The organism is Pseudomonas emilianonis (assembly GCF_023072625.1).
Classification (GTDB): Bacteria; Pseudomonadota; Gammaproteobacteria; order Pseudomonadales; family Pseudomonadaceae; genus Aquipseudomonas; species Aquipseudomonas paraveronii.
In genome coordinates, this window is the sequence record NZ_JAKNRV010000146.1 from 1 (window position 1) to 12,509 (window position 12,509).

General features: G+C 60.8%; 10 protein-coding genes and 1 pseudogene. 3 read left to right on the top strand and 8 right to left on the bottom strand.

Features of this window, described 5'->3' with window-relative positions; all coding sequences use genetic code 11:
• The 4 genes from L9Z73_RS15860 to treP all read right to left on the bottom strand — a co-directional run.
• Positions 1 to 761 (bottom strand): glucose PTS transporter subunit IIA (locus tag L9Z73_RS15860; RefSeq protein WP_247402654.1); only part of this gene is annotated, 761 nt, incomplete at its 3' end.
• A 122-nt stretch (positions 762 to 883) separates the two neighbouring features.
• Positions 884 to 2,104: a maltoporin gene (locus tag L9Z73_RS15865; protein WP_247402657.1), complete on the bottom strand. Its 1,221-nt coding sequence runs from the start codon at positions 2,102 to 2,104 to the stop codon at positions 884 to 886.
• Between the two features lie 112 nt (positions 2,105 to 2,216).
• Entirely contained in the window at positions 2,217 to 3,863 is a 1,647-nt protein-coding gene (gene treC, locus L9Z73_RS15870; RefSeq protein ID WP_247402660.1) for an alpha,alpha-phosphotrehalase, read from the bottom strand.
• Positions 3,864 to 3,981: 118 nt separating this feature from the next.
• Entirely contained in the window at positions 3,982 to 5,424 is a 1,443-nt protein-coding gene (treP, locus tag L9Z73_RS15875) for a PTS system trehalose-specific EIIBC component (RefSeq protein ID WP_247402663.1), read from the bottom strand.
• A 237-nt stretch (positions 5,425 to 5,661) separates the two neighbouring features.
• On the opposite strand from treP, the gene treR reads away from it, so the two are divergent.
• Complete coding sequence (gene treR / locus L9Z73_RS15880) at positions 5,662 to 6,366, top strand: trehalose operon repressor (RefSeq protein ID WP_247402667.1); 705 nt, start codon at positions 5,662 to 5,664, stop codon at positions 6,364 to 6,366.
• Positions 6,367 to 6,453: 87 nt separating this feature from the next.
• Here the strand turns inward: treR and guaA are convergent, their stop codons facing one another.
• From guaA to L9Z73_RS15900, 4 genes are all read right to left on the bottom strand, one after another.
• Positions 6,454 to 8,031 (bottom strand): glutamine-hydrolyzing GMP synthase, encoded by a 1,578-nt coding sequence (guaA, locus tag L9Z73_RS15885; RefSeq protein WP_247402671.1) that lies wholly within the window; start codon positions 8,029 to 8,031, stop codon positions 6,454 to 6,456.
• Positions 8,032 to 8,113: 82 nt separating this feature from the next.
• Complete coding sequence (gene guaB / locus L9Z73_RS15890) at positions 8,114 to 9,583, bottom strand: IMP dehydrogenase (RefSeq protein ID WP_247402674.1); 1,470 nt, start codon at positions 9,581 to 9,583, stop codon at positions 8,114 to 8,116.
• Between the two features lie 104 nt (positions 9,584 to 9,687).
• Complete coding sequence (locus L9Z73_RS15895) at positions 9,688 to 10,236, bottom strand: sugar ABC transporter ATPase (RefSeq protein ID WP_247402678.1); 549 nt, start codon at positions 10,234 to 10,236, stop codon at positions 9,688 to 9,690.
• A gap of 162 nt (positions 10,237 to 10,398) precedes the next feature.
• Entirely contained in the window at positions 10,399 to 11,166 is a 768-nt protein-coding gene (locus tag L9Z73_RS15900) for a sulfite exporter TauE/SafE family protein (protein WP_247402681.1), read from the bottom strand.
• Between the two features lie 99 nt (positions 11,167 to 11,265).
• Here L9Z73_RS15900 and L9Z73_RS15905 point away from each other — a divergent pair, with 99 nt between their 5' ends.
• Both L9Z73_RS15905 and L9Z73_RS15910 read left to right on the top strand, forming a co-directional pair.
• The gene (locus L9Z73_RS15905) at positions 11,266 to 12,156 is read left to right on the top strand and encodes a LysR family transcriptional regulator (protein ID WP_247402683.1); all 891 of its coding nucleotides are present in this window, start codon (positions 11,266 to 11,268) and stop codon (positions 12,154 to 12,156) included.
• 30 nt (positions 12,157 to 12,186) lie between these two features.
• Positions 12,187 to 12,387, top strand: a pseudogene (locus L9Z73_RS15910) (exodeoxyribonuclease VII large subunit); the annotation flags it as partial.
• Positions 12,388 to 12,509 lie beyond the last annotated feature (122 nt).

Consider the following 12,509-nt stretch of genomic DNA (forward strand, 5'->3'; position numbering starts at 1 on the left):
CCGCATCCCTCGGCCAACAGCGCCACCAACGCCTTGATCGCCGCGGCGGCATCCTCTCCCGCCGCGCTCACCTGCAAGGTGTCGCCCTGCACGGTTTGCAGCGCCATGATCGCCACCAGCGACTTGGCGTTAGCGCTCTGGGTTTGCTTGTGCAGGTAAATGCTGGCGTTGAACCCCTTCGCCGCCTGGGCAAACACCGCCGCCGGGCGCGCGTGCAAACCGTTGGCATTGGGCAGCGTCTGTGGCTTGGAGAACAGTGCATCGCCCTCCTCCTCGTCCATTGTTTCGGCCGCCTCACCTGAGGACAGGCGCAACAGCGGCTGGCCCACCGCGACCAGGCCGCTGGCCGGCGCCAGTAGCGCAAACGGCTCGCCGCTGACCACCAGCATCAAGGTCAGCAGGCTGCGGGCGTTGAGCGCTACGTAGTCGGCATCGAACTCGATCAGCGGCTGCCCGGCCACCACCCACTGGCCTTCCTCGACCAATCGGCTGAAGCCCTTGCCCGCCAGGTTCACGGTGTCCAGGCCGATATGCAGCAGCACCTGGACGCCGTTGTCGTCGGTAATGCTCACCGCATGGCCACTCTCCTGGATATTGCTGATCACCCCGGTCAATGGCGCGCAGAGGGTCGGCGAGGTGGGATCGATGCACAGGCCATCGCCGATCAGGCGGCTGGAGAACACCGGATCGGGGACCTTGTCCAGTGCCAGCAGCACACCCGACAAGGGCGCAAGCAATTCCAGGGGTTGAGTTGCGGTCATGACGTCACCTGCTGTTTTGTTCTGTAAAAATCATTGGGTGGATACAAATCCCGAGGTGACAAAGATCAAATGTGGGAGGGGCTTGCCCCCTCCCACATTTAAGCCTGTCTACATCCGAAGATTCACTTCCACCAGTACTCGACTTGCACACCGACGTTCGAGCCATGCCGCGCAGTGCCGTAGGCGCCGGTGTCGGACAACGCCGATCCCGCCGCCAGCTCATTCGCCGCGCGCTTGGCCGCTTCGTTCCAGGTCGCATAGGTGTAGTACAGACGCACTTCCGGGCGCGCCCAGAACTCCGGGCCCTTGGGCGACCAGGTCGGGGCAAAGGTGAATTTGCTCAGCTTGCGTGTACCGCCGGTAGCGTCGACCTGATCATGGCCAAGCTCGGTGACCAGTTTGAACTGTTCACTGATCGCATATGCCGGGCGCACACCGATGGACATCCAGGTCTGGTCCTGGCTGCCGGGGCGAATATCCTTCTGGTACACCGCCTCGATCTGCCCACCGAAACGCGGAGTGAGCTGCCAGTCGAAGAACTCCACGGCGCGGTAGCTTTTGCTGCTGCTATCCAGGGCGGTATTGCCGGTGTAGCCGAGGCCGGTGCCGGGGCCTTCGCCGTACTGCAGGGCGAACTTGTTCTTGCCGCCGAGGAACGGTGTTTGCACATGTTGCGCGGTCAGCGCCCAACCGCTGTTGGCGTCACGCCCTCCGGCTTTTTCGATGTAGCTCAAGCCCAGTTCCAGCTCGCCGCCGGGGTTGGTCTTGAAGCCGGCCACGTTGAAGTCGTGACGGGTCGCGTATTCCTTCTGGTACAGGTTGTCCTTGCGCGAAAGCGCGTAGCTGTATTTCAGGTCGCCAATCAGTACGTCCTCGATGCCACCGCCCGTGGCGCTCTGGTTCCAGTAGTAGAAGTCGGAGATATGGATGTCGTTACGTTTGTAGTAACGCCGCCCCGCCCACAGTGAGCCGCCGTTGAGGCTGGGCAGGTTGGACCACTGTGCATACATCTGCGGCATGCGCGCCGAGCCGTTGTCTTCGCCCTGGAATTTAAGCGCGCGGTCGTACTTGTTGTAGAGAGAAGCCATGGCGTCGACGCTGAGCACGGAGCCGTCGTCGAGGGTCAGCAGGTCCTGGCGCAGCTCCAGTTCGCCGTACTGTTCGCATTCGTTGCCCAAACGGTATTTGGTTTGCGCGCCCGGCAGTTGGAAACACTGCTGCTTGCCACTGCCGGTTGAAGTCCCCGCGCCGCTGCGCAAGTAACCGGAAAACTCCAGGGCCTGAGCGCCGAACGGCAAGCTCAGACACGACGCCACTAGGCCCAGCTTTATTGTTTTTTTCATGCAGTACTCCGATATTTTTATTATGTTTTTTGTGAAGCGCCCGGTGCTCCCACACGGGGAATTAATCTCCTGCTTAGCGTCGCGCTCGGCCGTTGCTACAACGCTCCAGGCGTCAGTCCTTGAGGTGCAGCACGAAGGATTCGTAAGGCCGCAACGCCAGCGTGCCCGTGCTTGCCTGGCAATCGGGGTAGTTGCTGATCAGCAGGCGCTGCCGCGTCGTTGCGTTGAGGACGTTGTCGGGCAGCCGGATTTCGCAGGGTTTGCCGTAGAAGTTGTTCAGCACCAGCAGGCGCTCGCCATGGCCTTCGCGCAGGTAGGCCCAGACCTGGAGATGGTCCTGCAACAATTCGCGATAAACGCCGTCTTGAATCAGCGGCTCCTGGCGACGCAGGGCAATCAGGCTGCGGTAGTGATGCAGCACCGAATCCGGGTCATCCCGTTGGCTGTCGACATTGATCTGCGCCGCATTGGCCGGGATGCCGATCCACGGTTCACCGCTACTGAAACCGGCATGCTTGTGGGCATTCCACTGCATCGGCGTGCGCCCGTTGTCCCGCGACTTCTGCATTATCGCCGCCATGCTCGACGCCTCGGACTCACCGGCATCGCGCTTGAGGCGGTAGATGTTGAGGGTTTCGACATCGCGGTACTGCTCGATCTTGTCGAAGCCCGGATTGGTCATACCCAACTCTTCGCCCTGATACACATACGGCGTGCCCTGCAGGAAGTGCAGCGCCGTGGCGAGCATCTTGGCCGAGACCACACGATGCTCACCGTCATCCCCAAAGCGCGAGACCACCCGTGGCTGATCGTGGTTACACCAGAACAGCGCGTTCCAACCGCCACCGGCCTGCATGCCCAGTTGCCAGTCGGAAAAGATCTGCTTGAGCTGCAGGAAATCGAAGTCGGCCTTCACCCACTTCTGCAGGTTCGGGTAGTCGACTTTCAGGTGGTGGAAGTTGAAGGTCATCGACAGCTCTTTCGACTCCGGCCGCGAGTAGCGGATGCAGTGTTCCAGGCTGGTGGACGACATCTCGCCGACGTTGATCAGGGCATGGCCTGCGAAGACTTCGCGGTGCATTTCCTGCAGGTATTCGTGCACGTTCGGACCGTCGGTGTAGAAACGCCGACCGTCGCTGGCGTCTTCGGGGAAGTCGGCGGGCTTGGAGATCAGGTTGATCACGTCCAGGCGGAAACCGCCCACGCCTTTGTCGCGCCAGAAGCGCATCAGCTTGAACACCTCGGCGCGCACCTTGGGGTTGTCCCAATTCAGGTCGGCCTGGGTGTGGTCGAACAGGTGCAGGAAGTACTGCCCGGTTTGCGCTTCGTATTCCCAGGCCGAGCCGCCGAACTTGGACTCCCAGTTGTTCGGCTGGTCGCGCCAGATATAGAAGTCGCGGTACGGGTTGTCGAGGCTGCTGCGCGCCTGCTGGAACCACTCGTGCTCGATGGAGGTGTGGTTGACCACGATGTCGAGCATCAGCTTGATGCCACGCTTGGCCGCTTCGCTGATCAGCAGGTCGCAATCGGCCATGGTCCCGTAGCTCGGGTCGATGGCGTAGTAGTCGCTGATGTCGTAGCCGTTGTCGCGCTGCGGCGAGCGCAGGAACGGGGTGATCCATAGGCAGTCGACGCCCAGCCATTGCAGGTAGTCGAGTTTGTCCACGATACCCAGCAGGTCACCGGTGGCGTTACCCGCGTGGCTGTAAAAGCTTTTGGGGTAGATCTGGTAGATCACCGAGTGTTGCCAATTTTGCATGGGGGTCCCTTCAGTAAAATTTTGTACCAGCCGCTCGGGCCTCATCGGGAGCAAGCCCCCTCCCACAGGGGGAACGCATTTCAACTGTGGGAGCGGGCTTGCTCGCGAAGGCGGTAATTCAGGCAACGCGATACCCAGGCCGGACAATCTTCATGCTCAACGCACAGGTCAAAACAAACGGCACGACCATCGCGATGACCATCCCGATCACAAACATCGGGATCGCATGCGGCACGATCGAGATAAACCCTGGCAAGCCACCGACCCCGATGGCAGAGGCCTGCACCTTGTTCAGCGACAGGAAAATGCTGCCCAGTGCCGAGCCCAGCAACGCGGCATAAAACGGAAACTTGAAGCGCAGGTTCACCCCAAACATCGCCGGCTCAGTGATGCCGAAATACGCGGAGATGGCGGAAGTCGAGGCCATGCTTTTGTCCCGCGCATTGCGGGTCATGTAGAACACCGCCAGTGCGGCGCTGCCCTGGGCCAGGTTGGACATGACGATCATCGGCCAGATAAACGTGCCGCCCTGGGTGGAGATCAGTTGCAGGTCCACCGCCAGGAACATGTGGTGCATGCCGGTGATCACCAGCGGCGCATACAGCAGGCCGAAAATCGCTCCGCCGAGCATCGGCGCCAGGTCAAACAGGGTGACCACGCCTTCGGTGATCAGGATGCCGAGGTGACGGGTCACCGGGCCGATGATCGCCAGCGCGAGTACGCCGGTGACGACGATGGTGGTGATCGGCACGACCAGCAGTTGAATGGCGTTGGGCACTCGCGCGCGCAGCCATTTCTCGATGACGCTCATCACATAGGCCGCCATCAGGATCGGCAGGATCTGCCCCTGGTAGCCGACTTTCTCGATCTTGAACCAGCCGAAAATGTCGAAGTACGGCAGGCTCTGGCCATCGAGACCGGCCACCGCCTTGCCGTAGTTCCAGGCGTTGAGCAGGTCCGGATGGACCAGCATCAGGCCGAGCACGATGCCGAGGATTTCACTGCCGCCAAAACGCTTGGCTGCCGACCAGCCCACCAGCGCTGGCAGGAACACGAACGAGGTGTTCGCCATCAGGTTGATCAGGCTCCACAGGCCATCCAGGTTCGGGTAGGCCTCCAGCAGCGTCTTGCCTTCGATGAACATGCCCTTGGCGCCCATCAGGTTGTTCACGCCCATCAACAGGCCGGCGATGATCAGCGCGGGCAGGATCGGCATGAACACATCGGAGAAGACCCGCACCAGGCGCTGCATGGCGTTGGTCTTGTCGGCGCCCTTCTTCTTGACGTCGGCGATAGTGGCGGCGGCGAGGCCGGTCTGTTCGCGCAGGGCGGCGTAGACCTTTTCCACTTCGCCGGGGCCGATCACCACCTGGAACAGGCCGCCGGTAAAGAACGACCCCTTGACCAGGTCGACCTGGTTCAACGCGCTGCCGTTGACCAGGCTCGGGTCCTTGAGCGCCAGGCGCAGGCGGGTCACGCAATGGGCAGCTTGCTCAAGGTTGTCGCGGCCCCCGAGGTTCTCGAGAATCTCGCGGGCGATGTTCGAATAGTCGTGGCTCATGCTTGGTTTCCACTTTGATTTTTTTATTTGAGGGCAGTCATTGGCAGCACGCCGAAGGCAAAAGTACTCGTACAGACGAGTTAAAGCAACAACTCGTCTGTACGAGTTACATGTTGTTTATTTTTTGTAGGCCTGGCCGCCCCGCAGACCACAGATATCCACGGGCCCAATGGACAAACCCCAGCCGTGCCACTAAGGTTCCTGCCTTGAACGCAAACGCGGCACAGAGCCATTCCCATGAGCAAATACAACCAGATCTATACCGATCTGCTTGCCAACATCACCACTGAACGCCTGCAACGCGGCACCCGTCTTCCCTCTGAAACCGAACTGATGGATGCCTACCAGGCCAGTCGTGGCACCGTGCGGCGGGCCATCGAGCAGTTGCAGGAACGTGGGTTTGCGCAAAAAATCCACGGCAAGGGCACGTTTGTGTTGTCGCCCAACCCCATCGAGTTCCAACTGGGCGGCATCGTCAGCTTCCACGAAACCCACGCCGACCTGGGCGATGACGTACGCACCGACGTCGTCGAATTCACCCAGTTCCCGCTGGAAGGTTCGCTGCTGCAGCACCTCGAGGCCGAACCCGGCAGCCTGATCACCCGCATCAAACGGGTGCGGCGCATCGGCGGCAAACGGGTGATCCTCGACATCAACCACTTCGTCGCCGACCTGATCCCCGGCCTGGACCGCGACATCGCCGAGCAATCGATCTACGCCTTCATCGAGCAGACGTTGCAGTTGCACATCAGCTACGCCCAACGCACCATCGAAGCCCTGCCCCGCAGCAAAGACGACCAGGCGCACCTCGACCTCGAGGGTCAAAGCCATGTGATCGTGGTGAGCAACCAGACGTTTTTGCAGGACGGGCGGCAGTTCGAGTACACCGAGTCGCGGCACACATTGGATAAGTTTTACTTTTCGGATATCGCGCGGCGGTGAGGGCGTTGATCTTCCCTATTCCAGAAACACAAAACCCCGGCACATGGCCGGGGTTTTGTTGTTCAGCATTTACCTGCTAGGGCAGGATCATTCCCACTCAATCGTCGCCGGCGGCTTGCTCGACACGTCATACGTCACGCGCGAAATACCTTCGATTTCATTGATGATACGGCCGCTGACGGTTTCCAGCAGTTCGTAGGGCAGGTGTGCCCAACGGGCGGTCATGAAGTCGATGGTTTCCACCGCACGCAGGGCCACGACCCACGCGTAACGACGGCCGTCGCCGACCACGCCTACCGATTTCACCGGCTGGAACACCACGAACGCCTGGCTGACTTTGTGATACCAGTCGGCCTTGTGCAGTTCTTCGATGAAGATGTGGTCGGCGCGACGCAGCAGGTCGGCGTATTCCTTCTTCACTTCACCGAGGATGCGCACGCCCAGGCCCGGGCCCGGGAATGGGTGACGGTAGACCATGTCGTAGGGCAGGCCCAGTTCCAGGCCGAGACGGCGGACTTCGTCCTTGAACAGTTCGCGCAGCGGTTCGACCAGCTTGAGGTTCATTTCCTCGGGCAGGCCACCTACGTTGTGGTGGGACTTGATCACGTGGGCCTTGCCGCTCTTGGCGCCGGCCGACTCGATCACGTCGGGGTAGATGGTGCCCTGGGCGAGGTACTTGATGTTGTCCAGTTTGTTGGACTGGGCATCGAATACGTCGATGAAGGTGCGGCCGATGATCTTGCGCTTTTTCTCCGGGTCGGACTCGCCGGCCAGGTTGTTGAGGAACTGCTCCTCGGCGTTGGCGCGGATCACCTTGACGCCCATGTTCTCGGCGAACATGGCCATCACTTGCTCGCCTTCGTGCAGGCGCAGCAGGCCGTTGTCGACGAATACGCAGGTCAGCTGGTCGCCAATGGCCTTGTGCAGCAGCGCGGCTACCACGGAGGAGTCGACGCCGCCGGACAGGCCGAGCAGCACATTGTCGGTGCCGACCTGGGCACGCACGTTGGCGATCGCGTCTTCTGCGATTTTCGACGGGGTCCACAGGGCTTCACACGCGCAGATATCGAGGATGAAACGCGACAGGATGCGACCGCCCTGCTTGGTGTGGGTCACTTCCGGGTGGAACTGCACGCCGTAGTAACCACGCTCATCGTTGAACATACCGGCGATCGGGCAGCTCGGGGTGCTGGCCAGGATGTGGAAGTCTTCCGGCATCTTGGTGACTTTGTCACCGTGGCTCATCCACACATCGAGGCCGAACAGGCCGTCGGCGTCGACATGGTCTTCGATGCCGTCCAACAGGCGGCTCTTGCCGACCACGTCGACACGCGCATAACCGAATTCACGCAGCTCGGAACCTTCAACCTTGCCGCCCAACTGCTCGGCCATGGTTTGCATGCCATAGCAGATACCGAACACCGGCACGCCCAGGTCGAATACGGCTTGCGGGCAGCGCGGGCTGTTGGCTTCGTGTACAGACTCGGGGCCGCCGGCAAGGATGACGCCTTTCGGTGCGAATTCGCGGATCGCTTCGTCGTCCATGTCGAACGGATGCAGTTCGCAGTACACGCCGATTTCACGCACGCGACGGGCGATCAGTTGGGTGTACTGGGAACCGAAATCGAGGATCAGGATACGGTGGGCGTGAATGTCGAGGGCCATGAGATCAGTCTCGTCTAATGAATCAGAAACAACTCGGGGCTGCATAAGACAGCCCCGGTTACTTAACTTTATGCTGGAAGCCTCAACCTACGCGGTAGTTCGGCGCTTCCTTGGTGATCTGCACGTCATGGACGTGGGATTCGGCCATACCGGCGCCGGTGATCCGCACGAACTCTGGCTTGGTGCGCATTTCTTCGATGTCGGCGCTACCGGTGTAGCCCATCGAGGAACGCAGGCCGCCCATCAGTTGATGGATGATCGCGCTCAGGGTGCCTTTGTACGGCACACGGCCTTCGATGCCTTCCGGAACGAGTTTCTCGGCGCCTGCCGAGGAGTCCTGGAAGTAACGGTCGGAAGAGCCTTGCGCCTGGGACATGGCGCCCAGCGAACCCATGCCGCGGTAGGCCTTGTACGAACGGCCCTGGAACAGTTCGATCTCGCCCGGGGCTTCTTCAGTACCGGCGAACATCGAACCCATCATTACGCAGGAAGCACCGGCGACGATGGCTTTGGACAGGTCACCGGAGAAACGGATACCGCCGTCGGCGATCAACGGAACGCCCGTGCCTTCGAGGGCCTCGGCGACGTTGGCGATGGCGCTGATTTGTGGCACGCCCACACCCGCGACGATACGCGTGGTGCAGATCGAGCCAGGGCCGATACCGACCTTGACCGCATCCGCGCCCGCGTCGGCCAGGGCCTTGGCGGCAGCGCCGGTAGCGATGTTGCCGCCGATTACCTGGACTTCAGGGAAATTCTGTTTGACCCAACGAACGCGGTCGATCACGCCCTTGGAGTGACCGTGAGCGGTGTCGACCACCACCACGTCCACGCCGGCAGCGACCAGTGCCGCCACGCGATCACCGGTGTCTTTACCGGTGCCGACTGCCGCGCCGACGCGCAGACGACCTTGGTCATCCTTGCTGGCCAGCGGGTAAGCCTTGGCTTTTTCGATATCGTTGACGGTCATCATGCCCTTGAGGGCAAATTTGTCGTCGACGATCAGCACGCGCTCGATGCGGTGCTTGTGCAACAGTTCGCGCACGTCGTTCTTGTCAGCGCCTTCCTTGACCGTGACCAGACGCTCTTTAGGCGTCATCACTTCGCGGACGGTGACTTCAAGACGGTTCTCGAAACGCACGTCACGGGAGGTGACGATGCCGACCAGGTCGCCATTGTGCAGCACCGGAACGCCGGAGATATTGTGCAGGCGGGTCAGTTCGAACAGTTCACGCACGGTGGCGTCAGCTTCGATGGTGATCGGGTCCTTGACCACACCGGCTTCGTAACGCTTGACCTTGCGCACTTCGGCAGCTTGCTGCTCGATGGTCATGTTCTTGTGAATGATGCCAATGCCGCCTTCCTGAGCCATGGCGATGGCCAGACGGGCTTCAGTGACGGTATCCATGGCAGCGGAAACCAGGGGAATATTCAGCTCGATGCCACGGGTTAGGCGGGTCTTGAGACTGACTTCGTTAGGAAGCACCTCGGAATAACCGGGCACTAAGAGAATGTCGTCGAATGTCAGAGCTTCTTGGCTGATACGCAGCATCGCGGGGGCTCCCGAGCGGGAAAATGGAAGCGCGCCATTATACTCAGACACCCCTCAGGTCTCAACGTAAAACTCTGACAAACTTGGTAATACTGATAGATGGATTAAAGCTCGACTTTGACCCAACTGATCTTCTGGTCCAACCAATCAGCAAATTCGTCGATAAAGCTCTGCTTGAAACCCGCCTCGGCCCAGTTGTTGAAGATGAATCCGAGGTTGGAAAACCCGCATTCCTGCAGGAACAGAAAGCCGTTGATGTCATCCTCATGCCCACACAGCGGGCAGGTGAAGTTGTCGGTGTGGCCTGGCATCCAGTCTTCCAGGCTGTCGAACAGCGCCTCGCCGACTTCCTTGAGGCATTCCGGGCAGCCGGCTTCTTCGAGAAAGCCTTTGGCCGGTGTATAGATGCAACGCTTGTAGATGATTTCCAGGCCATTGACCGGCTCGTTGAACGGCAGCGCCTCGGGGTGCAGTACCACGGCGCGGGCGCCATCCGCCAGGGCGTAAGCCATGCGATTACCGGTGCGCCCGCACGTGGTCAGCTCTTCCTTGATGATGTTCTTGCGCACCAGCCAACGCACGACCGCCCGGGCGCGGGGTTCGTGGACGGGCAAGGTGGAGATTTTCGGGACAAGGATGCTTTGGGAGTTCATGGGGCCTGTGAGTCCTGCGGTGTAGCGTCTGGCGCCTTCGCGAGCAAGCCCGCTCCCACCATTCGACCGCGATCCTGCAGGATAAATGCGGTCAACTGTGGGAGCGGGCTTGTTCGCGAAGAGGCCCTGAAGGCTGGCAGCTTAATCCCTGAATAAATCAGGTCAAGTACTCAAGTACCGCCCAATCAATGCAATGCCACTGGCCAGCACCAGCCACGTCACCAATCGCACAAACGCCTCACGGGACATGCGCAGCGTCAGCCTGCGCCCGCACCACAACCCCAGGGCCATCGCCGGCAACAGGCAAACCGCCAGCAGCAACAGCGGCATGTCGGCATACACCCCGGCGATCAGGAACAGGCTGAGGCGCACCACGGTGCTGCAACTGATCAACGCGCTTTGCGTGGCGCGCGCGGCATCCTTGGGCAAACGACTGCTCAGGTAGATCGCATATAAAAAGCCGCCACTGCCGAACAACGCACCGAACAAGCCGCCGACGGTGCCCATGGGAATCGCCCAGCCCGCCGCCAGTTGCGCCGGCCGAGCCTTCACCGCCAAGCTGTAAATCGCATAGGCGCTGATAAACAGGCCCATCAACAGCAGCAACAGATCCGAATGCAGGTTGAGCAAAAACACCACGCCCAAGGTGCAACCGATCGCCATGCACGGCAGCAGTCGCAACAGCTCCGGCTTGTTCACATCCCGTCGCGATTGCAGCAGGTTGCCGAAGGCCGCGACAAAATCCAGCAGCACCAGCAGCGGGATGATCTTCGACAGCGGCATGAACACCAGCAGGATCGGCCCCGCCACCAGTGCCGTACCGAACCCGGCGATACCAAACACGATGTAGGCCAGGACAATGCCCAGGCCGATCACCAGCCAATCCATACCGCCAAACGACCACTGACTCATCAGCGCAACCGGGCTCATGGGTAATTCCTTGAAAGAGATGTCCATCACTTTAGCCATCGGTGAGACTTGCGACTAATATCTTCAAAGCCCTCTACCCATCTCGAAAAGGCATGAGTCTTGATTTCCACCCGCCAACTGCGCTACTTCGTCGAAATCGCCGACAGCGGCAGCTTCAGCGCCGCCGCCGAGCGCCTGTTTGTCGCGCAGTCGGCGCTGAGCCGGCAGATCAAAGCGCTGGAAAACCAACTGCACACCCCGTTGTTCGAACGCACCGCGCGCCAGCCTCGGTTGACGGCCGCCGGTGAAGCCTTTTATCCCAGGGCACGCAACCTGCTGACTGAACTGCACAAGGCCAGCGAGATGGCGACACAAGTGGGTAACGGCCAAGTCGGCACCCTGCGCCTGAGCCATTCGAGCACCGTGCCGATGAGCGGCCCGTTGTTGCGCGGCATCAGCACCTGGCTGGAGCGTTGCCCCGGCGTATCGATGGATATCGCCAAACTGTCTTCCGAAGCCCAACTGGAAGAAATCGCCGACGGTCGCCTGGAAGTCGGCCTGCTGCGCCTGCCAGTGCTGCGCCAGCGCGAAGGCGTGCATGTAGTGCCTTTATACAGTGAGCAGCTACTGCTGGCGGTGCCGCCGAACCACCCGTTAGCGCGCAGCCAGGCGCCGGTCGAATGGGCGCAACTCAGGGACGAAGCGTTTATCTCGGTCCCCCATCCCCAGCGCGGCGGGCTGAGCTATCTGTCGGCCGAGTTGTGCATGCGTGCCGGATTTTTCCCCAAGCCTGCGCGGGTCATGTCGCGCAAGACCACGCAGTTGCAGTTGATCCAGGCCGGCTTCGGTATTGCCTTGTTACCAAAATCGATGCAGGACATTGCCCCGGCCGCGGTGCATTTTCTGCCCCTGGCCGATCCGGACTGCTTGAGCACCGTGGCCCTGGCCTACCCGCACGCGCCCAGCGCGCTGGTGGAGCAATTCTGTCAAACCTTGCGCGAATGCCTATAAACTGCCGCCCATGACTAAAGATCTCTTTCCATGATTAAAGACCCGTTCACCCGCTTGGGCCTGGACCGCGAGGTCCTGACTGTCAGCCAACTCAACGGCCGTGCGCGGGTGTTGCTGGAAGACGTGTTCACCAATATCTGGGTCGAAGGCGAGATCTCCAACCTCGCCCGCCCGGCTTCCGGCCATGTGTATTTCACCCTCAAGGACAGCGGCGCCCAAGTGCGTTGCGCAGAATGAAGTCGTTGACCGGCGTCAGCACCGGCGCCAGGCCTCGGCGGCCCATGGCCGACAGGCACAATGCCGTCAGGGTGATATAGAGGATGGCGCGCAGGAAGGCGCGGTCTTCCATCAAC